The sequence below is a fragment of the Rheinheimera texasensis genome, assembly GCF_964031785.1.
Taxonomy (GTDB): Bacteria; Pseudomonadota; Gammaproteobacteria; order Enterobacterales; family Alteromonadaceae; genus Pararheinheimera; species Pararheinheimera texasensis_A.
This window is the reverse complement of the sequence record NZ_CAXIRE010000021.1, coordinates 537,570-562,663: the sequence shown is the minus strand read 5'-3', so window position 1 is coordinate 562,663 and position 25,094 is coordinate 537,570. Positions and strand designations below refer to the sequence as shown.

Below are 25,094 nucleotides of genomic sequence, written 5' to 3'. Positions count from 1 at the left end.
GAAGGTTTCACACCACACTGTAATCATTGCCCAAAGCCGCCGGCATGGCGTTATCCACTTCATCACTAATCGCATCCAGTGTTTTTTCCGCTTCGGCCAGTTCGCTGACTTCAGCGATATGGAACAAAGCTTCGCCTTCGTTGACCAGCGGCAGGTTATTGCGGCCGATGATAATGCCGCTGAACGGTGCCAGCACTGCTACTTCAAAATCTGAATATGGTGAATAGATATGGGCCAGCACGTCGCCTGCGGTCACAATTTGCCCCAATCGTTGATAATAGCGGGCGATACCGTCATGTTCGGCGCGGATCCAGCTACTTTTCTTCGAAAACAATGACCCGGTTTTTTGCTGGCGTTTTAAGGTTCTGAGCATGCCAAGGCTATGCATCACATTGACGATGCCACGCACGCCAATATTGATGGCCTGTTCGTCAAAGCGCAGTGCTTCGCCGGCTTCGTACAAAATGATCGGAATACCGAGGCCATTGGCGGTACCGCGCATAGTGCCATCGCGGCTGGCCGCTTTGATAATAATGGGCGCATTAAAACTCTCAGCCATTTTCAGCGACACTTTGTCTTTTGACGTCGCACGGACCTGGGGATAGTTGCTGCGATGAATAGCGCCGGTGTGTAAATCAATCACGTGCGTACACTTTTTCAGGATACGATCGGTAAACTGCCAGGCCATCCGGCTGCCGAGCGAGCCTTTTTCGCTGCCAGGGAAGCTGCGGTTCAGGTCGCGCCGGTCCGGCAGATACCGGCTTTGCTGGACAAAACCATAGGTATTGACGATAGGAACTACCACCAGGGTGCCTTTGAGGTTATTCAGCCGCGGCAGCCGTAATAAACGCCGGCAAATCTCCACACCGTTGATTTCATCGCCGTGCAGGGCAGCGGTAATGAGCAGCACCGGCCCCGGCCTTTTGCCGTGGATCACATGAGCGCCGATATTGAGTTCAGTGTGGGTATAGAGTTTGCCAAACGGAATATCCACGACCATTCGCTGTCCGGGTGCTATCTGGCTGTTGCCGAGCACAAAATCCGCCTGCAGCGGTGCAGGGGGTTTAGTGCTTGCTAAGGCTGCAGTTTCATCAACTGCTGCGGTGGCGCCATCATGCTCTGCATCTGTAGATAAGTCGATTGGCTCTGGCATCAGCGGTCCTGCAGTTTTAACCATTGTTGTTCCAGATAATCCAGAATTGCGCCGGCAACGTCAACTGTGGTGGCGGCTTCTATGCCTTCAAGTCCGGGTGAGCTGTTGACTTCCATCACTACCGGCCCGTCGCTGGATTGCAAAATATCGACGCCGGCCACCGCCAAGCCCATACATTTAGCGGCCTGCAGCGCGGTTTTTCGCTCAGCAGCGCTGAGTTTTACTGCAGTCGCTGTGCCGCCGCGATGTAAGTTGGAACGAAACTCACCGGCTTTGGCCTGGCGTTTCATTGCAGCCACCACCTTGTTGCCGACGACAAAACAGCGGATGTCGGCGCCTTTGGCTTCGCTGATATATTGCTGCACCAGGATGTTGGCATTCAGCCCCATAAAAGCTTCGATGACGCTTTCGGCGGCAGTACGGGTCTCGGCCAGCACTACGCCAATGCCCTGTGTACCTTCGAGGAGCTTAATGACCAGCGGCGCACCACCGACCATTTCAATCAGATCCGGAATATCACCGGGTTTGTCAGCGAAACCGGTCACCGGCAGGCCAATGCCGTCGCGTGCCATCAGTTGCATTGAATTGAGTTTGTCACGCGCCCGGCTGATGGCATCCGCAGTATTGAGGCAATAAACGCCCATCATTTCAAACTGACGCAGCACGGCATTGCCGTAAAAAGTGATAGAAGCGCCAATGCGCGGGATCACCGCGTCAAAACCTTCCAGCGCCGCGCCACGGTAGTGAATGGATAAGGCGTTGTGGTTGATATTCATGTAACACAAGGTCGGGTCTATCACTTCCACCTGATGACCACGTGCGATGGCGGTGTCGACCAGGCGGCGGGTGGAGTACAACTCGGCATTACGGGATAACACAGCAATTTTCATGCGGACTCCGAAGCTCGCAAATTCTTTTCAGGAATTGCCTGATTCTAGACGGATTTTTTAAAAGCGGGAAAGTGACCAGCCTTTTTGCAGATCTATGGCAACAGCAATAAAGAACCAAGGCCCAGAAACACAAAAAAGCCAATGACGTCAGTGACAGTGGTCAGGATCACCGAACCGGATAGTGCCGGGTCAATTCGCGCTTTTTCCAGCCAGACCGGGATCAACACGCCGGAGAAGGCCGCAACCAAGATATTAATCACAATCGCCAGCGCAATGACCATGCCGATGATCCAGTCACCAAACCACAGATAGGTCACCCCACAAATCACCACGGCCCATAAAATACCATTGATCAGGCCAACCCCCAGTTCTTTGCGCATCAGCGTCCAATAGGTTTGGGGTGTGATTTGGCCAAGCGCCAGGCCACGGATAATCAGGGTCAGGGTCTGACTGCCGGCGATACCGCCCATGCTGGCGACAATGGGCATTAACACGGCAAGCGCAACCTGTTGCTGCAAAGTGGCTTCAAACAGACCTATGGTCCAGGCCGCCAGAAATGCAGTGAGTAAGTTGATACCAAGCCAAACCGCGCGGCTTTTTGCGCTGGCGATCACAGGTGCGAACAAGTCTTCGTTTTCATCAAGACCAGCGGTATGCATAAACTGGCCTTCGAGGCTTCTGCGCACGTTCTCCAGTGCTTCACCAATCGAGATCCGGCCCAGTAACTTACTTTCCTCATCGACCACCGCCAAAGCGCTGTAGCCTGAGCGGGCGACGATATCTGAGCCGGTATCTAAATCCATCTCACCTTCAACCACAGGCGCATCTTCATCGATATATTCGACGACGGGTAAATGCGACGGTGCGCCTAACAGACGTGTGCCGTGCAACTGGCCGACATAACGGCCGGTGCGGTCGACTACCATCAGCGAGTCCTGATATTCGGCGTCTTCATTGAGTTTTTTGAACATCCGCACCGCGTCACGGACTTTGGCGTTGTTGCGGATGGTCAGTACGTCGTGGTCAGCGTAACGGCCGCATTGGTCGTCGGTGTAGGCCAGCGCTGTGGCAAGCCAGAGTTTTTCGCTGGCGTCGAGTTTGGAACAAGCTGCCTGATACACCGCGGCTGGCAATTCATCGAGCAGTTCAATCAGGTCGTCGACGTCCATCCGCTCAACCAGTTCGGTGAGGGCTGCGTCGGGTAGCTGTTTAAAAATGTTTTCGCGGGCGTCTTCCCGCATGTAACCAAGGGCGTGGATTTGTTCGTCCGGATGCAGGCCCAGCCAGGTGCTGAGACGCTGCTCCAGCGGCATCGCTTCCAGTGCAACGGCGATCTCTTCCGGCTCCAGCTGGCTGAGTTTTTCCCCGAGCAGTTCGGCTTCCTGCTCGTCAAAACTGTCGCGGACTATCTCTTCGATATCCAGCAGCTGGGTTTCAGCCATAATCCGGGCCCTGTCGGCAGGACGTTGTAGTCCCTGAGTGAAAATTTGCTGCGGATGATACCGCAGCAAGGTCACATTTTTATAGTCAATTCAACGGCATTTTTCGAGGCGGTGGCAATTGATTGACCATTTTACCACCAGCGTTTGATTTTAAACGCCAGCAACATGCCAAGGGCTACCGATGCCATGCCGGCCAGGGTCCAGAAATACCCCATTGGCATATGCAGTTCCGGCATATTGTCAAAGTTCATGCCGTAGACCCCGACGATAAAAGTCAGCGGAATAAACACCGTCGACACCATAGTCAGTAACTTCATCCGTTCGTTAATTTGGTGCGACGACGTCGACATATAGCTGCTGACCAAATCACCGAGCTGGTCGTAATACATTTGGGTCATCGAGTGCAACCGTTCAAATTTTTCATAAAAATCACGCAGTTCGACCGCTTCGAATTGTGACATTACGCCCACAGCACCTTCCTCCGGCGTCAGCAAATCAGCAAACATTTCCTTTTGATAGGCGAGGTTACGGTCAAGTTTGCGAAATACAGAGCGCAGGCGCATGATGCGGCTCATTTTATGGTCGTCCCCATGCGTCAGCATCGCATCTTCGAATTCCCCCAGCTCATCTTCAAAATTAATCAGTTTTTCCAGATAACTGGCGGAGACGGCGTGGATATAACTTTTCACCCATTCTTTGATCGGGGTGACTGGCTTGCTGACATCAAATGTATTGATTTTATAGTGACCGTTTTGCTCAGGCAGCTGGCATTTAAATAACAGCACCTGATTGGAAAATAGCAGGCTAAGCTGGGCATGGCCTGGGTATTCGTGAAAGTTTTCGCCGGCAAAACCCCGCAAAATCAATAAGGTAAAACCATCATAGGCTTCAAGCTTAGGTGGATGGCGTTCCCGCAGATAGTCTTCGGCAATCACCGGATGGATTTGAAACCGGCTGAGCACCTGTTGTTGTTCGGAGAAACTTGCCGCAGACAAATCAATCCAGGCTTTTTGGTCGCCGTGCAGCGGCAGTTGTAACGCTGCGATGTCGCCGGTTTGCCAGCTGTTGGTTTCAGGATTGTACAAATGCAGGATCAACATGCGGGGTCCTTTCAACGTCCATTTTTGCCAGCATAAGCAGTTCAATGACTTTGAACCAGTAGAAAAGTGCTGGAATGATGACAAAAAACAACCCCCGGACCAGGCCGGGGGTTGTCTGTATCAACTAAAGCACCGGATGATTAAGCGCTTTGTTTGCTTTTAATATAAGCGTCGACCAGCGATTCCAGCACATCAAGCGGTACAGCACCGTTTTTCAGCACCACATCATGGAATTCCCGGATGTCGAACTTTTCACCCAAAGCGGTTTTGGCTTTATCGCGCAGCTGCACAATCTTAATCATGCCGATTTTATACGCGGTGGCCTGCGATGGCATCACGATATAACGCTCGATCGCGTTCACGGCCTCGGTGCGGGCGTTCGGCGTGTTGTCGGCTAAATATTGAATAGCCTGGTCGCGGGTCCATTTTTTCGCATGGATACCGGTGTCAACCACCAGACGACAGGCGCGCCACAGTTCCATGGCTAAGCGGCCGAAATCAGAGTAGGGGTCCTGATACAGACCAATGTCTTTGGGCAGCAACTCTGTGTATAAACCCCAACCTTCCACATAAGCAGTGTAACCACCGAATTTACGGAACTTCGGCAGGTCACCCAGCTCCTGCGCGATGGCAATTTGCATATGGTGGCCCGGAATGCCTTCGTGATAGGCCAGTGCTTCCATCTGATATTTCGGCATATCTTTCATGTTATGCAGATTGGCGTAATAAGTGCCCGGTCTTTTGCCATCCATCGATGGCTGCTGATAAAAGGCTTTACCGGCTGATTCTTCGCGAAACGGTTCCACGGCTTTGACAATCAGATCGGCTTTGGGTTTGACCAGAAACAGACTGTCGAGCTGCGATTTCATATGGTCAATCAGCCGTGTGACTTCGGCCAGATAAGCCGCTTTGCCCTCTGCAGTGTCCGGATAATAGAACTGCGCGTCATCGCGCATAAAAGCGAAAAATGCCTGCAGATCGCCTTTAAAACCAACTTTTTGCATGATGGCTTTCATTTCATCGTGAATACGCGCCACCTCAGTCAGACCAAGCTGGTGAATTTCGTCAGCGGTCATTTTGGTGGTGGTGGTGCGTTCCAGCGCCATGTTGTAGAAGGCTTCGCCATCTTTAAAACGCCAGACACCATCGTCGGTACCGGCTTGTTTTTCCTGCGCGGTTAAATAGGCGATCAGGCTGTCATAGGCCGGCTTCACGCTGCTGGTCAGCGCCACTTCGGCTTCTTTGATCAGCAGTTGTTTGGCAGCATCATCTAAGGTCAGCTTGTTGACTTTATTGCGGAAATCTTCCAGTAAGGTGCTGTCAGCACCGGCGCTAAATGGCGCGCCTTTGATAATATTCTGACTGGCTTCAATGGCGAGCGGGAACACAAACTTCGGTGGAATAATGCCGAGTTCTGCCCGTTTGGTCAGTTGCGCCTCTAACTGTTTAAACAGCTGTGGAATGCCATTTAACCGGGCGATATAGGCTTTCGCATCCGATTCATTTTCAATCTGGTGCTGATTGATCAGTAAAGAAGGGACGCCGGAGTGTAAACCAAACATCTGGTTTACCGGATAGTTGTAATAACGCCATTTGTCGTTGGCGATATCCTGCTCCAGTTGCTGTTTAAACAGCTGGTAACTCAAGGCCGTCTGAGTGTCGAGTTTACTGACATCAAACTGGGCTAAATCGGCCAGTGCTTTTTTGGTCAGGGCCAGTTCTTTGTCACTTTGCTCATCAGTCAGCTGGTCCCACTTATCGTAATCCTGCTTGATGCCAAGATGGGTCAGCGCCATTGGGCTTAAAGCCGCTGCGGCCATAAAATGTTGGTCAAAAAACGCATTGGCTTTGGCCGATTCAGTTTGTGCCGTTTCTGGTGCTGTTTGCGCGGCCGCAACAGGCGCGGTCTGGCTAGCACTTGTCTCCGGTGCTTTATTACAGCCGGCCAGCAGCGCGGCTGACACAGCCAAACTCAGCAATTGAAGTTTTAATTTCATGATGTCCCCGGGTTGTTTTTCATTATTGTGGCGGTGAAACCAGCCGTTCGCTGGTGTTATAAAAACAGTTGCAACAGCTCATTGAGGTAACGCACCCCTTGTGGGGTGATTTGCCAGTGCTGTGGCGTTTCGCTAACTAAACCTAACTGCACGGCACGGGCAAGCGCAGGTGCCACCGTTTCGACAGGCAACCCGGTATATGCGGTAAAGTCCGTTTTTGGACAGGCTTCCAGCAAGCGGAAGCGATTCATAAAAAACTCAAAGGGCAGATCGTCGGCAGCGACTGCAGTGGTGCTGTCGCGATAACCGCGGCTCAAATCCATATAGCCTTTCGGGTGTTTGATTTTGACGCTGCGCATGATGGTGCCGGCTGGATTTGTGTCATCCGCTTGGGTGGTGATTTTGCCATGGGCGCCACAGCCAATGCCGAGATAATCACCAAAACGCCAGTAATTCAGATTATGCGCGCACTGGTAACCCGCTTTGCTGTAAGCCGAGGTTTCATATTGCTGATAACCGGCTGCGGTCAACAGCGCATGGCCTTGCTCCTGAATATCCCACAAAGCTTCATCTTCCGGCAGCACCGGTGGGCGTGAGGCAAAAGCGGTGTTGGGTTCAATAGTTAACTGATACCAGGACAGATGCGGCGGTGCTAAGTCGATCGCTTGCTGTAAATCAGCGAGGGCCGCGCTGACATCCTGCTGCGGCAGGCCATGCATTAAATCCAGATTAAAACTCGCAAGGCCCTGACCGCGCAGCTTAGTTGCCAGTTCTGCGGCGCGTCGTGCCTGCGCCGGGTTGTGAATACGCCCCAGTGCCTGTAACTGGCTGGCCTGAAAACTTTGCACGCCAATCGAAAACCGCGTGACACCAGCCGCGACATAACCGGCAAAACGACTGGCTTCGATGGTGCCCGGATTGGCTTCCATCGTCACTTCAGTGCCAGGCGACATATCGATGCGGGCGCGTACACCAATGAGGATCGCTGCAATGCCTTCAGCACTGAAGGTACTGGGGGTGCCACCACCGATAAAAATGCTGTGCAGCGGCCGGCCTTGCACCCATGGCAAATCCTGATCTAAGTCAGCCAGCAAATGGGCGATATATTCGGCTTCCGGAATGCCTTGTTTCACCGCGTGCGAGTTAAAGTCGCAATACGGACATTTTTGCACACACCAGGGAATATGGATGTACAGCGACAGTGGCGGTAACTGCAACATGGTCAGGTCTGCAGCATGTCAAGCAGCAGGCGCAAAGCCTGGCCGCGGTGGCTTAGCAAAGACTTCTCGGCTTTGGACAGCTGTGCCGCAGTTTTCTGCAAATCAGGCAGCCAGAACATCGGGTCATAACCAAAACCGCCTTCGCCTTGAAGCTGGTTGCTGACTTGGCCGGCCCAGCGGCCATGCGCGATCAGCGGCACTGGGTCGTCCGCGTGCATCACAAGCGCCAGCACACAGTGAAATTCAGCCCGGCGGTCTTGTTGATGTTCCATCTGCTTCAGTAAAAAACGGATATTGGCGGCGTCTTTGGTCTCGCCGTTCTGCAGGGCGTTGTGCATAGCGGCGTAACGCGCCGAATAAATCCCCGGTGCGCCACCCAAGGCGTACACGGCAAGGCCTGAGTCATCAGCGATAGCCGGCAGGCCGGTTAATCTTGCGGCATGACGGGCTTTTAAGATGGCATTTTCGATAAAACTGAGCCCGGTTTCATCGGCATCCGGTACGCCAAATTGCGTTTGTGGCAGTACTTCGATACCTGCATCGGCCAACAGGCTTTGCAGCTCTGCCACTTTACCGGCGTTACTGCTGGCCAGGACTAACTGATTAAACATGGAGGAAACCTGCTATTCCGGATAAACATCCTGGGTAAACTTTAACACCTGGCTTTCATTGCCCTGGCGGATGGTCAGTTCAATGGTGATTTTCTGTTCAGAACGCGCTTCGACGCCGGCCAGATAATACAAGGCGGCACCTTCTTTCACCGGCTTAAAGCTCAGCTGCTGACGCTGGCCGGCGAGGTTAGTGGCTGTGCCGCTCAGTTCAACTTGCTGCGCCTGCTGGTCTTTCGTGTTAAGTACAGAGATATTCAGCAGCTGGTAGTTACGGCTGCGGCTTAACTGATAGTTTTTCGCCACATCAGCATCGAGCAGGGTGGTCGGCATCAGCATGTAATGCACATCCCAGTTGCCCAGTTGTTGTTTTTGTTCAGCGGTCACTGCAAAACTCAGCAACAGGCCGGAAAGCAAAGCAATAAAGGACCAGAGTTTTATTACAGAAAGTTTCATCGCAGACTCCTTGTAATCAATATGAGACAGTGCGCATTAAGCCGAACGCGTCAAACCAAGCGCAGCAAAAGCTGGCGGAATTTGCTCTGGCGCGCGGATCAATAGCTGTTTGTGTCGGCTCAGCTCGCCGCGTTGCAGTTCCACCTGACTTTTCGCCACTGCAAACCACTGCGCCAGTAATTTCAGTACATGGGCATTGGCTTTGCCGTCAACCGGTGGCGCCGTGATAGCAAGCTTAATGGCATTGCAATGCAGACCAACCACCTGATCCCGGCTGGCTTTGGGCTGGATATACAGTTGTAACTGCAAATCTGTACCGAGCCAGCTCCAGGGCGTTGTTGCTGCCGTCATGCTCAAAGTAAACCGATAAAAAAGCTCTGCAGTAAGATCTGCAGAAATTGCAGCGCAACCAATACGATCAGCACAGACAAGTCCAGGCCGCCCATTGGCGGAATGACTTTACGCACCGGCGCCAGCAATGGTTCGGTCAGCTGCATCAGCACCAGTTCCATCGGGTTACGGCCCTGCGAGAACCAGCTCATGATGGCGCGGATAATCAGTACCCAGAACAGCAGGCTGAAGGTTTCTTTGACTGCTGTGACGACAGCACCAGTGAAAATTGCCAGCAGGTTAAACTGACCGGCTAATAACAGCTGGATCAATAACATTTTTACCGCACTGACTAAAAGTGCCAGCACCACGGCACCGGTATCCAGTTTGCCGATGCTTGGCAGCAGCCGGCGTAACGGGACCAGCAGCGGATTGGTTGCTTTGACGACAAACTGGCTCAGTGGATTATAAAAATCAGCGCGGCTGGCCTGTAACCAAATGCGCAGCAGCACCACCATCAGGTACAGGTTAAATACAGTGTCCAGCAGAAAATAAAAAGCGTTGTTCATGCGGTTTCCTTGTCAGACGTTAAAGCTTGTTCAGTAAAAATTGTTTGGATCACAGCGTTCTGGCCATTTCTTCCGCGCGGCGGATAGCGGCCTGCATTGCATCAGCGACCAGCAGTTCTAAGTTTGCATTTCGCATCGATTCAATGGCTTCATGCGTCGTGCCGCCTTTACTGGTCACCTGAGCGCGTAAATCAGCAAAGCTCAATGTGGACTGCGCAGCCATAGTTGCGGCGCCAAGCGCAGTTTGCGTCACCATCACGCGGGCTTCTTCCGCGCTGAAGCCAAGCAGTTCAGCTTTTTGCGCCATCGCCTGCATAAAATAAAAGAAATAAGCCGGCGCACTGCCGGTGACGGCGATGATGTCGTTGATTTGACTTTCCTGTTCCAGCCAAACGGTTTTGCCGGTGGCGCTGAACATGCCGTCAACAAAGGATTTTTCATAATTTGAACAGCGGCTGGCGAAAATGCCGGTGACGCCAAGCCCGACTAACGACGGAGTATTGGGCATAGTCCGCATCAGCCGGACCGGCCCCAGCCACTCTTCATAGCGGCTGACCGGCAAGCCGGCAGCGACAGTGACAAAAAGCTTTTCGGCGATGTCCGGCACACCGGCGATAAGCGCCGTGCAGACTTCTGCCATCAGTTGCGGCTTCACCGCCAGCACTATGACGTCGGCTTTGGTCACCGCCAGTAAATTGTCCTGGGTGACTTCAATACCAAAGTCTGCGGCGAGCGCGTCGAGTTTTGGCGTACTTGGATTGGCGGCGATGATATTGGCGGCCGGATAACCGGTTTTCACCATGCCACCGATAATGCAGCGCGCCATATTGCCGGCGCCGATAAAGGCTACTGTGTTGTCATTCATGCTGATATGTCGTTGGTTGTGGCGCCGGTTTCTGCCGTTGCAGTGCGGCTACCAAAAATGGCAGTGCCTAATCTTATCATAGTTGCCCCGAAAAGAACGGCCTGTTGCCAGTCGTCCGACATGCCCATCGACAATTGATTTGCTTGCGGAAATTCAGCCTGCAGCTGGGCTGACAGCTGCTGCATCGTCCCAAAGGCCTGCTGATTATCACCATCGATTGCCGGTGCCGGAATGGCCATCAGGCCAGCCAGCGCGATGTTCGGCAGTGTCGCAACCTGTCGCGCCAATGGCAGCACATCTTGCGGTAACACACCGGATTTGCTGGCTTCCAGGCTGATGTTGACCTGCAATAACACCTGAAGCGGGGCTTTATCGGCCGGGCGCTGCGCCGACAGCCGCTCGGCAATCTTTAACCGGTCGACGCTGTGCACCACATCGGCGTACAAGGCGACATCACGGGTTTTATTCGATTGCAACGGCCCGATAAAATGCCACTGCAGGCCGGCCAGGGTTGCCAATGCCTGCGCTTTATTGCTGAGTTCCTGCACGTAGTTTTCGCCAAATAAACGCTGCCCCGCCAAATAGGCTTGTTCTATGTCATTGACTGGCTTGGTTTTACTGACGGCGATTAACTGAACAGTCGCGCCGCTTGGTGGCTGAATTTCTGCAAGTGCCCTGTAGGCTGTCTGTAAGCGTTCTGCTATGGTGTTATGCATCTAAACCTGATTTGCCTCTTCACTGACACAGGAGTATGTCGTCATGGATATTACCGAATTACTGGCGTTCAGCGTACAGCACAAAGCGTCGGACTTACACTTATCGGCCGGTGTGCCACCGCTGATCCGTGTTGACGGCGACGTCCGCCGTTTAAACATCCCGCCACTGACACATAAAGATGTGCATGCACTGGTCTATGACATTATGACCGATAAGCAGCGCAAAGAATACGAAGAACGCCTCGAGTCGGACTTCTCCTTTGAAGTGCCGGGGCTGGCACGGTTCCGGGTTAACGCCTTTGTGCAAAACCGCGGTGCGGCGGCGGTATTCCGTACTATCCCCAGCGAAGTGTTAAGCCTTGATGATTTAGGTGCACCGGAAGTGTTCCGCACTATTGCTGACAATCCGCGTGGCCTGGTGCTGGTAACCGGACCGACCGGTTCCGGTAAATCCACCACGCTGGCGGCAATGGTTGATTACATCAACACTGGCCGGCATGAGCATATTCTGACCATTGAAGATCCGATCGAATTTGTCCACCACAACAAACTTTGCCTGGTTAACCAGCGGGAAGTCCATCGCGATACTTTAAGTTTCTCCAACGCCCTGCGCTCAGCGCTGCGGGAAGACCCGGACGTGATTCTGGTCGGTGAATTGCGTGACTTAGAAACTATTCGCTTAGCTATGACGGCAGCAGAAACCGGTCACCTGGTGTTTGGCACGTTGCACACCACCTCGGCGCCAAAAACCATTGACCGGATCATCGACGTGTTCCCAGGCGAGGAAAAAGCCATGGTGCGGTCTATGTTGTCGGAGTCGCTGCGGGCGGTTATCTCACAAACGCTGCTGAAAAAAATCGGCGGTGGTCGTATCGCCGCGCATGAAATCATGACCGGCGTGCCTGCTATCCGCAACCTTATCCGCGAAGACAAAATTGCCCAGATGTATTCGGTCATTCAAACCGGCGCTTCCCACGGCATGCAGACTATGGACCAGTGTCTGCTGAATCTGGTGAACAGGGGGCTGATCACCCGGCAGGATGCGCTGGCTAAAGCGCAGGATAAAAACGCCTTTGGCGCCATGGGCCGGATTTAACGGAGACGATGATGGAATTAATCAGACTGCTGCAAAAAATGGTCGATGCCAAAGCATCGGATATGTTTGTCACCGCCGGCATGCCGGTCGCCGCCAAAATTAACGGCGAGTTGCAGCCGATTGAAGAGACGCCGCTAAGCGCCGAAGCGTCACTGGAAATCGTCTTGGCCTGTATGAATGACAAGCAAAAAAACGAATTTCTGACGCACAAAGAATGTAATTTCGCCATTGCCAATGACGCTGGCCGCTTTCGGGTGTCGGCGTTTTTCCAGCGCGATCAGGCGGGGATGGTGGTGCGTCGTATCGTCACCAAAATTCCGGACGTTGATGAGCTGGGGCTGCCGCCGATTTTAAAAGAACTGATCATGTCTAAACGCGGCCTGCTGCTGTTTGTCGGCGGCACCGGCACCGGTAAATCGACGTCCCTGGCGGCGTTGATTGGCTATCGCAACAAAAACGCCCGTGGCCATATCCTGACCATCGAAGATCCGATTGAATTTGTGCATGACCATGCCAAGAGCCTTATCACGCAGCGCGAAGTCGGTATTGATACCGAATCTTTTGAAGCTGCGCTGAAAAGCTCGTTGCGCCAGGCGCCGGATGTGATCCTGATTGGTGAGATCCGCAGTCAGGACACCATGGAATATGCGCTGAGTTTTGCCGAAACCGGCCACTTATGTATCGCCACCTTACACGCCAATAACGCTAACCAGGCGATTGACCGTATCCTGCACTTAGTGCCGAAAGAGAAACACGCCAAACTGATGTTTGACCTGGCACTGAACCTGCGCGGCATCGTCGCACAGCAACTGATAGCGACAGCAGATGGTTCCAAACGCATGGCAGCCATTGAAGTGCTGACCAACTCGCCACTGGTCGCTGACCTGATTAAAAAAGGTCAGATTGATGAGATTAAAGCGGTGATGGCGAAGTCACGTGAACTCGGCATGCAGACCTTTGACCAGGCGCTGTATGACCTGTATCAGCGCAATCAAATCAGTTACGCCGATGCGCTGCACCATGCCGATTCACCAAATGACTTACGCCTGATGATTAAACTGCGCAACAATGAAACTTCAGGCGCCGGTATGCTGGCGAATGTCACCGTCGACGGGCTGGAAAAACCAGACCGCTGAGTTGATATGCTGAAACAAACAACGCGGCTTTGGTCGCGTTGTTTGTTTATGGCGGATTTAAGGCTGCTTTATCGTTGAACCAGGCCCGGCCATAAAAGGGCATCGGGTAACGGTGTTGGCAGTTCAAGTTCAGCAGGTTTTGTGTCGCTGATATAAGCAAAGCGCGGCAGCGGCTCGCCATCAATACTGACACTTTCCGTGAACATCGTAAGCGGCCGCACCCACAGGCCAAAATCGCCGTATAAAGCGCGATACAACACATAAGGCGCGTCTTCTTCACTGTGCCGGACTATGGCTAACACCTGATAATAGCGGCCTTTGTAGTGCCGGTAAAAACCGGTCTGTGGCAGCTCAGCTATGTTGTTGCTCAAACCAGCTCTCCAGAATTAACTTCGCCGAATAACAATCGACGGCGCCTTTGCTGAGTTTTTTAAAACCACCTTGCGAGAATAACTCAGCACGGGATTCGACCGTGGTCAGCCGTTCATCCTGTGCTACTACTTTAACGCCAAAACGGCCGTGTAACCGGTTGATAAATTTGTGCACACGCGCCGTGAAGGGTTGCTCGGAGCCGTCCATATTCAGGGGTAAACCAACGACCACCAGCGTCGGCTGCCATTCTTTCAGCAAGGCCTCAATCTGGTTCCAGTCCGGGGTGCCGTCCACCGCCTTCAGCGCTTTGAGCGTGCTGGCGGTGCCGGTCAGCTGCTGCCCGACGGCAACGCCAATACTTTTCAGGCCATAATCAAATGCCAGAATACAACTCATGCTTTTTCCTGTTGTGATGGCCTGCGCTCAGGCATGGCCTGCCTGCGCACTTAGCTGCCAGCTTTGGATGCCAAGTTTTGCCGTGGCGCCTTGCCATTTTTCTTTGTGTGGTAAATCGAAAATAATTTTGTTGTCAGCCGGGATCACCAGCCAGCTGTTGTCTGCCAGTTCCTGTTCCAGCTGACCCGCGCTCCAGCCGGCATAACCCAGCGCCAGGATAAACTTTTCCGGCGCATCTTCGGTGGTCAGTTGCTCCAGAATGTCTTTGGACGTGGTGATCATCAAATCCTGATTCAGCTGCATACTGCTGGTAAAACCGGCTTTTGGTGTGTGCAACACAAAACCGCGGTCATTTTGCACCGGCCCACCGGCGCAGACTTTGCGTTTTGCTGCATCGGAACCGGCATCAAATTCAATTTCCAGTTGTTCGAGTAAGTTAGCAACGTCGACCGATAGCGGGTGATTAATGACGATGCCCATGGCGCCGTCTGCATTGTGCTCACAAATATAAGTGACACTGCGGCTAAACAGTGGGTCTTCGAGGCTTGGCATCGCAATCAATAAATGGTTTTGCAGACTATCCATGGCAAACTCCTCAGGCTTTTTTCGCCTGTAGCAACCCTTCAATCTGATCAAACAGCATGCCGGTGACAGAAACCGGAAAAGCGGCTTCAATTTCGCGGATGCAGGTTGGGCTGGTGACGTTAATTTCGGTCAGCTTGTCACCGATAATATCCAGACCGACAAAAATCAAACCTTTGGCTTTTAACGCCGGGCCAACAGCACGGGCAATGGCCCAGTCACTCTCAGACAGCGGCCTGGCTTCACCACGACCGCCGGCGGCCAGATTGCCACGTGTTTCGCCGCTGGCCGGGATCCGCGCCAGACAATAAGGCACAGGCTCACCATTGACGACTAATACGCGTTTATCGCCGTCGACGATCTGTGGAATATACCGCTGCGCCATCGCATACATAGTGCCATGCGCGGTCAGGGTTTCCAGGATCACACTGACATTCGGGTCCTGAGGTTTTAAGCGGAAAATCGATGCGCCGCCCATACCATCAAGCGGTTTTAGAATCACATCGCCTTCGGCCTGATAAAAAGCCTTTAACCGAGCGGCATCACGGCTGACCAGGGTTTTTGGCGTGTGCTCGGCAAACCAGCTGGTATAGAGCTTTTCGTTGGCGTCACGCAGGCTTTGTGGTTTGTTCACAATCAGCGCGCCGGCGTCTTCAGCCCGTTCCAGAATGTAAGTGGCGTAAATAAACTCGGTATCAAACGGGGGATCTTTGCGCATCAGAATGACATCGAGATCACCCAGCGCTATGTCCTGCTCACCCTGAAATTCGTACCAGCGCGCCGGATTTTGTTCAACCTGCAGCAAGCGGGTGCGGGCGCGGGCCTGACCTTCTAACAGGTATAAATCGGCCATTTCCATGTAATGTAATTGGTAACCACGGCTTTGCGCCTGCAATAACATAGCGAAACTGGAATCTTTTTTGATATTGATGGCGCTGATTGGGTCCATCACGATGCCGAGTTTAATCAACAGCTTACTCCTTAATCAGGCGAGGTCGCCCAGTTGTAATTGCAATGCCGCGATGGCTGTTAGTGCGGCCGTTTCGGTGCGCAGCACACGCGGACCAAGCCGCACCGGCTGAAAACCGGCTGAAGTGGTGGCGGCAACTTCGCGGTCGCTGAAACCACCTTCCGGGCCTATCACGAGGCGCAGCCGGTTGGTCGGGGTTAACTGTTTAATGGTGGCGCTGGTCCATGGATCCAAGGTCAGCTTCAGACAATTGTCATCTTGTGCCAGCCATTTTTCTAATGTCACCGGCAGATGGACTGCTGGCACCACAGAACGGCCGCTTTGTTCACAGGCGCTGATCACAATTTTTTGCCATTGTTCGCGTTTTTTCTCCAGCCGCTCGGCGTCGAGCTTCACACCACAACGTTCAGTAAACAGCGGCGTAATTTCACTGACACCCAGCTCGACTGCTTTCTGAATGGCAAAATCCATCCGGTCGCCGCGTGAAATACCCTGGCCTAAATGCAAATGCAGTGGCGACTCCACTGGGTTTGCCGCCGCGCCCTCAATTTGCACCCACAGCTGTTTTTTACCAACTTCGGTGATCTCGGCCGCATAGTTCTGGCCATCACCATTAAATAATTCCAGGGCATCACCGGCCTGCATCCGCAGCACTTTACCGGCATGATTGGCGGCATCTTCACAGAGTGCCACAGTTTGCCCCGGCGTCAGCACGCCGGGCTGAAATAAACGTATTGTGCGCATGAGATATGATTCGAAACTGCAAAAACTGATATGGTAGCAGTCCCTTGACGCTAAGGGTATCTCCAAAGGAGTCCTGTATGGACGCAGAGCAAGTTGTCTCTGCGACACCGGCGGTGCTTGCCGTGTCGCAGCTGTGTAAAAGTTATGGTGCGCTTAAAGCGGTCAATAACCTCAGTTTCAGTGTCAAAGCCGGACAGTGTTTTGGCTTGCTTGGGCCTAACGGTGCCGGCAAAACCACCACGCTGGAAATGCTCGAAGGTATTATCAAACCAGACAGTGGCGCGATTTATTATCAGGGCGAAATCGCTTCGCGCCGGCATTTTCAGCAACTGGGTGTGCAGTTTCAGCAAACGGCGTTGCAGGACTTTCTCACCGTCGAAGAGACGTTACAGATGTTTGCCGCGTTTTATCCCAATCCGGCTGACATTGCAGAGCTGATCCAACTTTGTGATTTACAGGATTTTTTAACCCAGGACCACAAGAAATTATCCGGCGGGCAGCGCCAGCGTTTATTGCTGGCACTGGCGCTGGTGAATCAGCCACAAATCCTGTTTTTAGATGAACCGACTACAGGTCTTGACCCGCATGCGCGGCGTAATTTTTGGGCGTTAATCCAGCGCATTAAACAGCAGGGCCGCACTATCATTCTGACCACGCATTATATGGACGAAGCCGAGCAGCTCTGTGACGAGCTGATTATCGTCGACAAAGGCCAAATCATTGCGCAGGGTTCACCGCAGGCGTTGCTCAGGCAGCACTTTGAAGGTGCTTTGCTGCAGCTGCCAGCCCCGGGTTTTCTGCCGCAAATGCCGGTTTGTCAGCAGGTCAGTGTACAGGGCGGTCAGCTATGTATTCAGACGCCGGATGTCCAGCTCAGCATTCAGGCGCTGTTGCAGCAACAAGTGCCGCTGCAGGGCTTGCTGGTGAAATCAGCGACGCTGGATGATTTATTCCTTAAATTAACCGGCCATGCCTTAAGCGCTGTCACCACGGAGGCTGCATGATGTTTAGTTTCAGACGTTTTATTGCCGTGTTAAAGGCGCGCAATCTGGAGTTCTGGCGCGACCGCGCGGCACTGGGTTGGAACTTATTGTTTCCGTTTTTACTGGTGGCTGGTTTTGCTTTTGTGTTCTCGGGCGAGCCAAAAGCCGAATACAAAGTGGGGGTGTTACAACAAAGTGCGGTGCTGGATAAAACTCAGCATCCGCTGCTGAGCACCCGTTTTATCGAGTTTGTGCCTTATCAGACCGAAGCGCTGGCCAAACAGCGGCTGGCGCATCACCAGATAGATTTGGTGCTGGACCTTGCAGCAAACCGCTACGTGGTCAATCCGGATTCAGCCAAAGGCTATCTGGTGGAAAAAATCCTGCTGCAGCAGTGGCCCGGCGCCAAGCGTGAAGAAGTCACTGGCCAGGCTATCCGTTATGTCGATTTTGTCTTACCGGGTATTTTGGGCATGAACATGATGTTTTCCTGTTTATTCGGTGTTGGTTATGTGCTGGTACGCTACCGCAAGAACTCTGTGCTTAAGCGTCTGCAGGCCACGCCTTTGACGGCACTTGAGTTTGTTGGCGCTCAGGTGGTCTCGCGGCTGGTTATCGTTTTAGTCATTGCCGGTGTAGTGTTTATCAGTTGTCAGCAGTTATTCGGCCTGATGATGCTTGGCAGTTATGTTTTGCTGTTACTGGTGGCGGCGCTTGGCGCATTGTCGATGATTGCGTTAGCGCTGTTGATTGCCAGCCGGCTGCAAAGTGAAGAGCTGACCGGAGGTTTGCTCAATATGACCAGCTGGCCAATGATGATTTTGTCCGGCGTCTGGTTCAGCCTCGAAGGCGCGCCGGAAGCGGTCCAGTGGTTTGCGCAGCTGTTTCCGCTGACACATCTGGTCAGCGCGGCGCGGGCTGTGATGCTCGATGGTGCTGGTTTTGCCGATGTTAGTGTGCAATTAACGGTGATGGCAGCGATGAGCCTGGTGTTTTTAGCTGCGGCTGCGGCGCTGTTCCGCTGGGCTGGCGACGGGCGCTAATTTTTGGCCCCAACACCACAAATGCCACAAACGCCTGAAAAGCAAACTGCGCTTTTCAGGCGTTTTTCTTTTACAGGGCAGGGAAGGTGTAATGTGCACCGATGCCAAGCGGAATGCCTAAAGCCCAATACAGCAACAGGAAACTACTCCATAACACCAGGAAAGAGACCGAGAATGGTAACATCAACGCGATGAGCGTGCCAATACCAGTCGATTTCACATACTTCTGGCAAAACACCACAATCAGCGGGAAATATGGCATCAACGGCGTGATGATGTTGGTAGAAGAATCACCAACCCGGTACGCAGCTTGGGTCAAATCCGGCGACACACCAAGTTCCATCAACATCGGCACCATAATGGCGCCAATCAGAGCCCATTTTGCTGAGGCAGAGCCGACCAGTAAATTGACTGACGCGGTCAGCAACACAATCCCGACCAACGTCACCCCGAGCGGCAACGCCAGCTCTTTCAGTGCCAACGCACCTTTAATCGCCAATAAAGCGCCGAGGTTCGACTGACCAAAAGCGTAAATAAACTGGGCACAGAAAAACGCCATGACTATGTAATAACCCATACCCGACATCGCTTTACTCATGCCCTGCACGATAGCGCGGTGATTTTTCGCCGAGCCCGAGGCATAGCCATAGACCACTCCCGGAATTAAGAAAAACACAAAGATAATGCCGACAATCGACTGCATCAGCGGCGCTGTGGCGCTGGTTAACAAGCCGTCGCTGCCGCGCCAGGCGGAATCCGCGCCTGAGGCTGACCACATCAGCAATAAACCCGACACCAGCATCGACACTGTGGCGTAGCGCAGGCCTTTGCGCTCGGCATCCGTTAAAGCATCCAGCTTCGGTAAATTGGCCGGGTCGCCGTCGACCGTCGTCTGTTTCAGTCGTGGTTCAATCACTTTGTCGGTCAGGAACCAACCCACCAGAATGATTAAACCTGCAGAGGCGCTGGTAAAAAAGTAATTATTCAAAGGGTTAATCAACATATTCGCCGCGGCCGGATCGGCGGATAACCGCGCGGCGGCTTGGGTAAGTCCTGCCAGCATCGGGTCTAAGCTCGAAGGCACAAACAGGGTCGCAGAGAAACCACCAGACACACCGGCAAAAGCGGCGGCGATACCCGCCAGCGGATGACGGCCGGCGGCGTAGAAAATCACTGCACCAAGCGGAATGACTAGCACATAACCGGCGTCGACCGCGACATGGCTTAAAATGCCCACGGCAATTAATACTGGGGTCAGCAACATTTTTGGTGTGACATTTAAAATCGAGCGCAGCCCAGCGTTGATAAAACCGGTGTGCTCAGCCACACCTAAGCCCAGCATCGCCACCAGCACCACGCCAAGCGGTGGAAAGCTGACAAAAGTACTGACCATCTTGCTCATAAAAGTGGTCAGTGCTGCGCCATCTAATAAATCGACGATGACAATAGGTTTGCCGGTGCGCGGGTCAATTTCGCTGAACTGCACGCCAGACAAAGCCCAGGAGATCAGCCAGACAGCGAGCATAAACAACGCAAATAACACCGCAGGGTCGGGTAGTTTGTTGCCGGCGCGTTCAATCGCATCCAGACTGCGTTGCAACCAGGGTTTGGTCGTTTCAGATGACATAGAGTTTCCTTATTGTTGTTAGTCAGCCGTTATAAAAGTTATCAGGCGTGACTGGCAATCAGGAAAAAACTGTACGGAGGTAAGGTTAAAGCTGTGTTTTATTGGTCGCGTGGCTGCCGGGCACAAAAAAGGGAGCCGAAGCTCCCTGTTTATCTGAGTCCGGAATTACAGACCCGCTTCGGCACGCAGTGCGTCGGCTTTGTTGGTCTGCTCCCACGGGAACTCGTTGCGGCCGAAGTGGCCATAAGCCGCTGTCGCCTTGTAGATTGGACGCTCGAGGTCAAGCATCGCAATCAGGCCTGCCGGGCGCAGGTCAAAATGCGCGCGAATCAGTTTAATCAGCTGGTCTTCTGACAGTTTGCTGGTGCCAAAAGTCTCAACGCTGATAGAAGTCGGCTCTGCCACACCAATGGCATAAGACACCTGAATTTCGCAGCGCTCAGCTAAGCCGGCCGCGACAATGTTTTTCGCCACATAACGCGCAGCATAAGCCGCTGAACGGTCAACTTTTGATGGATCTTTACCAGAGAAAGCACCACCGCCGTGACGGGCCATGCCGCCGTAGCTGTCAACGATGATTTTACGGCCGGTCAGACCACAATCGCCCATTGGGCCACCGATGACAAAACGGCCAGTCGGGTTGATGAAGAACTTGGTGCTCTGACGCAGCCATTCCGCTGGCAGCACCGGCTTGATGATGTGTTCCATCACCGCTTCGCGCAGGTCTTCCGTAGAAATGGTGTCGCAATGCTGAGTGGATAACACCACAGCATCGATGCCGACTGGTTTGCCGTTCTCGTAGATGAAAGACAGCTGAGATTTAGCATCCGGGCGCAACCACGGCAGGGTGCCGTCTTTACGCACTTTGGCTTGTTGTTGCACCAGACGGTGCGAATAAGTGATTGGGGCTGGCATCAGCACGTCGGTTTCGTTGCTGGCGTAACCGAACATTAAACCCTGGTCGCCGGCGCCCTGATCTTTCGGGTCTTTTTTATCAACACCCTGGTTGATATCCGGAGATTGTTTACCGATGGCGCTTAATACAGCGCAGGAATTGGCATCAAAGCCCATATCAGAATGCACATAACCGATATCACGGATAGTGCTGCGGGTCAGTTCTTCAATATCGACCCAGGCAGAAGTTGTGATTTCGCCGCCAACCAGCACCATACCGGTTTTGACGAAGGTTTCACAGGCGACACGGGCTTTTGGGTCCTGTTCCAGGATGGCATCCAACACCGCATCAGAGATTTGGTCGGCGATTTTATCCGGATGTCCTTCAGAAACTGACTCAGAGGTAAAAATGTGTTGTGCCATTCTAACTTATTCCAATGGGTTGGTTGTTAAAGCGCCAGGCGCCGGAAAATTGGGCTGCGTATTCTAGAGAAACAAATGGCAGTTTGCCATAGTTTTTTGCCGCCCGGACGTCTTTCTATCTGTTTTCCAAACAGGACAGTACGGTGTATCGGATGAACGGATCAAAACTTAAGGCAAACAGCATGGATCCGGTTTTATTCATTGCCAAGGGGGGCATGGTCTGGGAAAATAACGCCGAACCGATGCGACGCGTAAAATAAATTTGCCTGTTTATCAAAAAACAGTATCACGCCAGCCGAAGCGATGCAGGCAACATAAAAAACCACTTGGATATGATTCCGATAATTCAGTAGCAGGAGTGACAATGCTGTCCCGCAAACAACTCGCCAACGCCATCCGCGCTTTAAGTATGGATGCAGTGCAAAAAGCCAAATCAGGCCACCCGGGCGCCCCTATGGGCATGGCGGATATCGCCGAAGTATTATGGCGTGATTTTTTAAAGCACAATCCACAGGACCCGCAATGGGCTAACCGCGACCGGTTTGTGTTATCTAATGGCCATGGCTCGATGTTGTTGTATTCGCTGTTGCATTTATCTGGCTACGATCTGTCCATCGACGATTTAAAACAATTCCGTCAATTACACTCTCGCACACCGGGCCACCCGGAATATGGTTATGCGCCAGGTGTAGAGACCACTACAGGCCCATTAGGGCAGGGCATCACCAATGCGGTCGGCATGGCGATTGCTGAAAAAGCGCTGGCGGCACAATTTAACCAGCCGGGCCACGCCATTATCGACCACTTTACTTATGCGTTCCTCGGCGACGGCTGTCTGATGGAAGGTATTTCGCATGAAGCCTGCTCGCTGGCGGGTACCTTGGGTCTTGGTAAACTCATCGCATTTTGGGATGACAACGGCATCTCGATTGACGGCCATGTTGAAGGCTGGTTTACCGACAATACTCCAGCGCGTTTTGAAGCCTACGGTTGGCATGTAATTGCCGGCGTCGATGGCCACGATGCACAAGCTGTTGCTGCGGCTATTCAGGCGGCACAGGCGCAAACCAGCAAACCGACGTTGATCTGCTGCAAAACCATCATTGGTTATGGTTCACCGAATAAATCTGGCAGCCATGATTGCCACGGTGCGCCGCTGGGCGATGCGGAAATCGCCGCTTCCCGCGAATTCCTGCAATGGCCGCACGCGCCATTCGAAGTGCCAGCAGACATCTATGCGGCATGGGATGGCAAAACCAAGGGCGGTGCATTACAGCAAAACTGGAATGAACAATTTGCCGCGTATGCCTCAGCGTTTCCTGAACTTGCCGCTGAATTAAAACGCCGCTTGAGCGGTGAATTGCCAGCCAACTGGAAAGCCGAGTCAGACGCCTATGTCGCCAAATTACAGGCAACACCGGCGGCCATCGCCAGCCGCAAAGCTTCGCAGAATGCGTTAAATGCTTATGGCCCGTTATTACCTGAGCTACTGGGTGGTTCGGCTGATTTGGCCGGTTCAAATCTGACCATCTGGTCTGGCTCTAAAGGCATCAGTGCTGCAGATGCCAGCGGCAACTACTTATATTACGGCGTACGTGAATTCGGTATGTCGGCCATTATGAACGGTATCGCACTGCACGGTGGTTTTGTGCCATACGGCGCGACTTTCCTGATGTTTATGGAATATGCCCGTAACGCAGTGCGCATGGCCGCCCTGATGAAGCAACGGGTGATTTTTGTCTACACCCACGATTCGATTGGCCTCGGTGAAGACGGTCCAACACACCAACCGGTTGAGCAGCTGGCATCATTGCGCGTGACGCCAAATCTGATGAACTGGCGTCCATGTGACCAGGTTGAATCTGCAGTGGCCTGGCAGGCCGCAATTGAACGTACCGAAGGCCCAACCACATTGATTTTTACCCGGCAGAATCTGGCACAACAAGCCCGTACCGACGAGCAGGTTGCTGCTATTCGCCGCGGTGGTTATGTGCTGAAAGACAGCGCCGGCACGCCGGATTTAATCATCATCGCGACCGGTTCAGAAGTTGAACTGGCAGTGCAGGCTGCAGCCAAACTGACTGATGCTGGTCACAAAGTCCGCGTGGTGTCGATGCCATCGACCGACGTGTTCGACGCGCAGGACGCCGCTTACCGCGAAGCCGTATTACCGGCTGCAGTAACAAAACGCGTGGCGGTCGAAGCCTGTATCGTCGACAGCTGGTACAAATATGTGGGTCTGAACGGTAAAATTATCGGCATGACCAGCTTTGGTGAATCAGCCCCGGCCGAGCAGCTGTTTGAATACTTCGGTATCACCACCGCTGCTGTGGTGGAAGCGGCCGAACAGCTACTGGCGTAAGTGGTACTTTGAATGCAAAAGGGGCTTGGAGCCCCTTCTGTTTAACTTCGTGACAGGTCAGACAGGTAACAGCGCTCATGACAATCCGGATCGCGATCAATGGGTTTGGCCGAATCGGCCGCAGCATTGTCCGCGCCATTTTTGAACAGCATTTACAAGACGAAGTGCAGGTAGTCGCCATCAATGAATTGGCCGAAGCCCGCGGTATCGCGCATTTATTAAAATATGATTCCAGCCACGGCCGGTTTGGCACAGAAGTCACGCTGGACGGTGAGCAATTAATGGTCGGCGGCCAGCGGATTGAACTGCTGCATCAGCCAGATCCGGCTTTGCTGCCCTGGCAGCGTTTGCAGGTGGATTTGGTACTGGAATGTACCGGCGTATTTGGCAGTCGTGCTGATGCGATGAAACATCTCGAAGCCGGTGCTGGCAAAGTGTTGTTTTCCCATCCTGCTGGCGCTGATATTGACGCGACGGTGATTTACGGTGTCAACCATCAGCAACTGAATGCGACGATGCGGGTTGTTTCTGCCGGCTCCTGCACCACAAATTGTATTGTCCCTGTGCTCAGCGTGCTGGATAAAACCTTTGGTGTTGAAAGCGGCACTATCACAACTATTCACGCCTCCATGCACGATCAGCAGGTGATAGACGCTTATCATCCGGACTTACGCCGCACCCGGGCTGCCAGTGAATCTATTATTCCGGTAGATACCAAACTCGCTCGCGGTATTGAACGCATCATGCCGCATCTGGCCGGTCGTTTTGAAGCCATCGCGGTCAGGGTGCCAACGCTGAATGTTACAGCGATGGATCTATCTGTGACTTTACATCAGGACGTCACAGTCGACGCAGTCAACCAAGCGCTGCAACAGGCGCGACCGGATTTGCCCGGTATTCTCGATTACACCGAGGAACCCTTAGTGTCGGTGGATTTTAACCATGACCCGCATTCCTGCATTGTAGACGGCTCGCAAACCCGCGTCAGCCACAAGCGTTTAGTGAAATGCCTGGTCTGGTGTGACAACGAATGGGGTTTTGCCAACCGGATGATCGACACGGCCCGCGCTATGATGCAGGCCAAATAAACGATTCTCAGCAGAATATTAATCAAATCAAC

At 53.0% G+C, this 25,094-nt stretch carries 25 protein-coding genes; 6 read left to right on the top strand and 19 right to left on the bottom strand.

What is annotated here, in order from left to right; genetic code table 11:
- Nucleotides 1–7 precede the first annotated feature (7 nt).
- From ABNT34_RS14055 to ABNT34_RS14000, 12 genes are all read right to left on the bottom strand, one after another.
- A complete protein-coding gene (locus tag ABNT34_RS14055; protein WP_348732670.1) occupies nucleotides 8–1,153 on the bottom strand; it encodes a succinylglutamate desuccinylase/aspartoacylase family protein in 1,146 nt (381 codons plus the stop codon).
- On the bottom strand, nucleotides 1,153–2,043 hold the full coding sequence (rimK, locus tag ABNT34_RS14050; RefSeq protein ID WP_348732669.1) for a 30S ribosomal protein S6--L-glutamate ligase: 891 nt from the start codon (nucleotides 2,041–2,043) through the stop codon (nucleotides 1,153–1,155). The genes ABNT34_RS14055 and rimK overlap by 1 nt, the downstream gene beginning before the upstream one ends.
- Nucleotides 2,044–2,135: 92 nt before the next feature.
- Nucleotides 2,136–3,485 (bottom strand): magnesium transporter, encoded by a 1,350-nt coding sequence (mgtE, locus tag ABNT34_RS14045; RefSeq protein WP_348732667.1) that lies wholly within the window; start codon nucleotides 3,483–3,485, stop codon nucleotides 2,136–2,138.
- Between the two features lie 131 nt (nucleotides 3,486–3,616).
- The gene (locus tag ABNT34_RS14040; protein ID WP_348732665.1) at nucleotides 3,617–4,585 is read right to left on the bottom strand and encodes a magnesium transporter CorA family protein; all 969 of its coding nucleotides are present in this window, start codon (nucleotides 4,583–4,585) and stop codon (nucleotides 3,617–3,619) included.
- Between the two features lie 140 nt (nucleotides 4,586–4,725).
- Nucleotides 4,726–6,582: a DUF885 domain-containing protein gene (locus tag ABNT34_RS14035; protein WP_348732663.1), complete on the bottom strand. Its 1,857-nt coding sequence runs from the start codon at nucleotides 6,580–6,582 to the stop codon at nucleotides 4,726–4,728.
- Nucleotides 6,583–6,638: 56 nt separating this feature from the next.
- Nucleotides 6,639–7,802 (bottom strand): radical SAM family heme chaperone HemW, encoded by a 1,164-nt coding sequence (gene hemW / locus ABNT34_RS14030; RefSeq protein WP_348732661.1) that lies wholly within the window; start codon nucleotides 7,800–7,802, stop codon nucleotides 6,639–6,641.
- 2 nt (nucleotides 7,803–7,804) lie between these two features.
- The gene (gene rdgB, locus ABNT34_RS14025) at nucleotides 7,805–8,413 is read right to left on the bottom strand and encodes an RdgB/HAM1 family non-canonical purine NTP pyrophosphatase (protein ID WP_348732659.1); all 609 of its coding nucleotides are present in this window, start codon (nucleotides 8,411–8,413) and stop codon (nucleotides 7,805–7,807) included.
- A 12-nt stretch (nucleotides 8,414–8,425) separates the two neighbouring features.
- Nucleotides 8,426–8,866, bottom strand: coding sequence for a DUF4426 domain-containing protein (locus ABNT34_RS14020; protein WP_348732657.1), 441 nt, complete (start codon nucleotides 8,864–8,866; stop codon nucleotides 8,426–8,428).
- A 36-nt stretch (nucleotides 8,867–8,902) separates the two neighbouring features.
- A complete protein-coding gene (locus ABNT34_RS14015; RefSeq protein WP_348732655.1) occupies nucleotides 8,903–9,217 on the bottom strand; it encodes a DUF167 family protein in 315 nt (104 codons plus the stop codon).
- Between the two features lie 2 nt (nucleotides 9,218–9,219).
- Entirely contained in the window at nucleotides 9,220–9,765 is a 546-nt protein-coding gene (locus ABNT34_RS14010) for a YggT family protein (RefSeq protein ID WP_348732653.1), read from the bottom strand.
- A gap of 49 nt (nucleotides 9,766–9,814) precedes the next feature.
- Nucleotides 9,815–10,630 (bottom strand): pyrroline-5-carboxylate reductase, encoded by an 816-nt coding sequence (gene proC / locus ABNT34_RS14005; protein WP_348732652.1) that lies wholly within the window; start codon nucleotides 10,628–10,630, stop codon nucleotides 9,815–9,817.
- The gene (locus ABNT34_RS14000) at nucleotides 10,627–11,346 is read right to left on the bottom strand and encodes a YggS family pyridoxal phosphate-dependent enzyme (RefSeq protein WP_348732650.1); all 720 of its coding nucleotides are present in this window, start codon (nucleotides 11,344–11,346) and stop codon (nucleotides 10,627–10,629) included. The genes proC and ABNT34_RS14000 overlap by 4 nt, the downstream gene beginning before the upstream one ends.
- Before the next feature lie 43 nt (nucleotides 11,347–11,389).
- Here ABNT34_RS14000 and ABNT34_RS13995 point away from each other — a divergent pair, with 43 nt between their 5' ends.
- Together ABNT34_RS13995 and ABNT34_RS13990 are read left to right on the top strand one after the other, a co-directional pair.
- Nucleotides 11,390–12,442, top strand: coding sequence for a type IV pilus twitching motility protein PilT (locus ABNT34_RS13995; RefSeq protein WP_348732648.1), 1,053 nt, complete (start codon nucleotides 11,390–11,392; stop codon nucleotides 12,440–12,442).
- An 11-nt stretch (nucleotides 12,443–12,453) separates the two neighbouring features.
- Complete coding sequence (locus ABNT34_RS13990) at nucleotides 12,454–13,578, top strand: PilT/PilU family type 4a pilus ATPase (protein WP_348732646.1); 1,125 nt, start codon at nucleotides 12,454–12,456, stop codon at nucleotides 13,576–13,578.
- 68 nt (nucleotides 13,579–13,646) lie between these two features.
- Here the strand turns inward: ABNT34_RS13990 and ABNT34_RS13985 are convergent, their stop codons facing one another.
- Genes ABNT34_RS13985 through rsmE form a run of 5 tightly spaced genes read right to left on the bottom strand, consistent with a single transcriptional unit; the run spans nucleotide 13,647 to nucleotide 16,642 of the window.
- On the bottom strand, nucleotides 13,647–13,949 hold the full coding sequence (locus tag ABNT34_RS13985) for a DUF1653 domain-containing protein (protein ID WP_348732644.1): 303 nt from the start codon (nucleotides 13,947–13,949) through the stop codon (nucleotides 13,647–13,649).
- Complete coding sequence (ruvX, locus tag ABNT34_RS13980) at nucleotides 13,930–14,346, bottom strand: Holliday junction resolvase RuvX (RefSeq protein ID WP_348732642.1); 417 nt, start codon at nucleotides 14,344–14,346, stop codon at nucleotides 13,930–13,932. The genes ABNT34_RS13985 and ruvX overlap by 20 nt, the downstream gene beginning before the upstream one ends.
- Nucleotides 14,347–14,373: 27 nt before the next feature.
- Nucleotides 14,374–14,931 carry a YqgE/AlgH family protein gene (locus ABNT34_RS13975; RefSeq protein ID WP_348732640.1) on the bottom strand — a complete coding sequence of 186 codons (558 nt, stop codon included), beginning with the start codon at nucleotides 14,929–14,931 and terminating at the stop codon, nucleotides 14,374–14,376.
- Nucleotides 14,932–14,941: 10 nt separating this feature from the next.
- The gene (gene gshB / locus ABNT34_RS13970; RefSeq protein ID WP_348733720.1) at nucleotides 14,942–15,901 is read right to left on the bottom strand and encodes a glutathione synthase; all 960 of its coding nucleotides are present in this window, start codon (nucleotides 15,899–15,901) and stop codon (nucleotides 14,942–14,944) included.
- Nucleotides 15,902–15,913: 12 nt separating this feature from the next.
- A complete protein-coding gene (gene rsmE, locus ABNT34_RS13965) occupies nucleotides 15,914–16,642 on the bottom strand; it encodes a 16S rRNA (uracil(1498)-N(3))-methyltransferase (protein WP_348732638.1) in 729 nt (242 codons plus the stop codon).
- Between the two features lie 77 nt (nucleotides 16,643–16,719).
- Here rsmE and ABNT34_RS13960 point away from each other — a divergent pair, with 77 nt between their 5' ends.
- Both ABNT34_RS13960 and ABNT34_RS13955 read left to right on the top strand, forming a co-directional pair.
- Nucleotides 16,720–17,646, top strand: a complete 927-nt coding sequence (locus ABNT34_RS13960) for an ABC transporter ATP-binding protein (protein WP_348732636.1) — start codon at nucleotides 16,720–16,722, stop codon at nucleotides 17,644–17,646.
- The gene (locus ABNT34_RS13955; RefSeq protein WP_348732634.1) at nucleotides 17,643–18,668 is read left to right on the top strand and encodes an ABC transporter permease; all 1,026 of its coding nucleotides are present in this window, start codon (nucleotides 17,643–17,645) and stop codon (nucleotides 18,666–18,668) included. Before ABNT34_RS13960 ends, ABNT34_RS13955 begins: the two co-directional genes overlap by 4 nt.
- A 70-nt stretch (nucleotides 18,669–18,738) precedes the next feature.
- Here ABNT34_RS13955 and ABNT34_RS13950 read toward each other — a convergent pair whose 3' ends face one another.
- Both ABNT34_RS13950 and metK read right to left on the bottom strand, forming a co-directional pair.
- The gene (locus ABNT34_RS13950; protein WP_348732632.1) at nucleotides 18,739–20,295 is read right to left on the bottom strand and encodes an AbgT family transporter; all 1,557 of its coding nucleotides are present in this window, start codon (nucleotides 20,293–20,295) and stop codon (nucleotides 18,739–18,741) included.
- 165 nt (nucleotides 20,296–20,460) lie between these two features.
- Nucleotides 20,461–21,612 (bottom strand): methionine adenosyltransferase, encoded by a 1,152-nt coding sequence (gene metK, locus ABNT34_RS13945; protein ID WP_348732630.1) that lies wholly within the window; start codon nucleotides 21,610–21,612, stop codon nucleotides 20,461–20,463.
- Nucleotides 21,613–21,976: 364 nt separating this feature from the next.
- Between metK and tkt the strand changes: the two genes are divergently transcribed.
- Nucleotides 21,977–23,974 (top strand): transketolase, encoded by a 1,998-nt coding sequence (gene tkt / locus ABNT34_RS13940; protein WP_348732628.1) that lies wholly within the window; start codon nucleotides 21,977–21,979, stop codon nucleotides 23,972–23,974.
- A 77-nt stretch (nucleotides 23,975–24,051) separates the two neighbouring features.
- Nucleotides 24,052–25,062 (top strand): erythrose-4-phosphate dehydrogenase, encoded by a 1,011-nt coding sequence (epd, locus tag ABNT34_RS13935; RefSeq protein ID WP_348732626.1) that lies wholly within the window; start codon nucleotides 24,052–24,054, stop codon nucleotides 25,060–25,062.
- Nucleotides 25,063–25,094 lie beyond the last annotated feature (32 nt).

Bases quoted from the DNA above. Each gene is read 5' to 3' on its own strand.
- ABNT34_RS14010 (WP_348732653.1), bottom strand. From the start codon at position 9,765: ATGAACAACGCTTTTTATTTTCTGCTGGACACTGTATTTAACCTGTAC.
- hemW (WP_348732661.1), bottom strand. From the start codon at position 7,802: ATGTTGCAGTTACCGCCACTGTCGCTGTACATCCATATTCCCTGGTGT.
- ABNT34_RS14035 (WP_348732663.1), bottom strand. From the start codon at position 6,582: ATGAAATTAAAACTTCAATTGCTGAGTTTGGCTGTGTCAGCCGCGCTG.
- epd (WP_348732626.1), top strand. From the start codon at position 24,052: ATGACAATCCGGATCGCGATCAATGGGTTTGGCCGAATCGGCCGCAGC.
- ruvX (WP_348732642.1), bottom strand. From the start codon at position 14,346: ATGAGTTGTATTCTGGCATTTGATTATGGCCTGAAAAGTATTGGCGTT.
- ABNT34_RS13995 (WP_348732648.1), top strand. From the start codon at position 11,390: ATGGATATTACCGAATTACTGGCGTTCAGCGTACAGCACAAAGCGTCG.
- mgtE (WP_348732667.1), bottom strand. From the start codon at position 3,485: ATGGCTGAAACCCAGCTGCTGGATATCGAAGAGATAGTCCGCGACAGT.
- ABNT34_RS14015 (WP_348732655.1), bottom strand. From the start codon at position 9,217: ATGACGGCAGCAACAACGCCCTGGAGCTGGCTCGGTACAGATTTGCAG.
- ABNT34_RS14040 (WP_348732665.1), bottom strand. From the start codon at position 4,585: ATGTTGATCCTGCATTTGTACAATCCTGAAACCAACAGCTGGCAAACC.
- ABNT34_RS13960 (WP_348732636.1), top strand. From the start codon at position 16,720: ATGGACGCAGAGCAAGTTGTCTCTGCGACACCGGCGGTGCTTGCCGTG.
- ABNT34_RS14020 (WP_348732657.1), bottom strand. From the start codon at position 8,866: ATGAAACTTTCTGTAATAAAACTCTGGTCCTTTATTGCTTTGCTTTCC.
- rdgB (WP_348732659.1), bottom strand. From the start codon at position 8,413: ATGTTTAATCAGTTAGTCCTGGCCAGCAGTAACGCCGGTAAAGTGGCA.
- ABNT34_RS13990 (WP_348732646.1), top strand. From the start codon at position 12,454: ATGGAATTAATCAGACTGCTGCAAAAAATGGTCGATGCCAAAGCATCG.
- metK (WP_348732630.1), bottom strand. From the start codon at position 21,612: ATGGCACAACACATTTTTACCTCTGAGTCAGTTTCTGAAGGACATCCG.
- tkt (WP_348732628.1), top strand. From the start codon at position 21,977: ATGCTGTCCCGCAAACAACTCGCCAACGCCATCCGCGCTTTAAGTATG.
- ABNT34_RS13975 (WP_348732640.1), bottom strand. From the start codon at position 14,931: ATGGATAGTCTGCAAAACCATTTATTGATTGCGATGCCAAGCCTCGAA.
- proC (WP_348732652.1), bottom strand. From the start codon at position 10,630: ATGAATGACAACACAGTAGCCTTTATCGGCGCCGGCAATATGGCGCGC.
- ABNT34_RS14055 (WP_348732670.1), bottom strand. From the start codon at position 1,153: ATGCCAGAGCCAATCGACTTATCTACAGATGCAGAGCATGATGGCGCC.
- ABNT34_RS13950 (WP_348732632.1), bottom strand. From the start codon at position 20,295: ATGTCATCTGAAACGACCAAACCCTGGTTGCAACGCAGTCTGGATGCG.
- ABNT34_RS13955 (WP_348732634.1), top strand. From the start codon at position 17,643: ATGATGTTTAGTTTCAGACGTTTTATTGCCGTGTTAAAGGCGCGCAAT.
- rsmE (WP_348732638.1), bottom strand. From the start codon at position 16,642: ATGCGCACAATACGTTTATTTCAGCCCGGCGTGCTGACGCCGGGGCAA.
- rimK (WP_348732669.1), bottom strand. From the start codon at position 2,043: ATGAAAATTGCTGTGTTATCCCGTAATGCCGAGTTGTACTCCACCCGC.
- ABNT34_RS14000 (WP_348732650.1), bottom strand. From the start codon at position 11,346: ATGCATAACACCATAGCAGAACGCTTACAGACAGCCTACAGGGCACTT.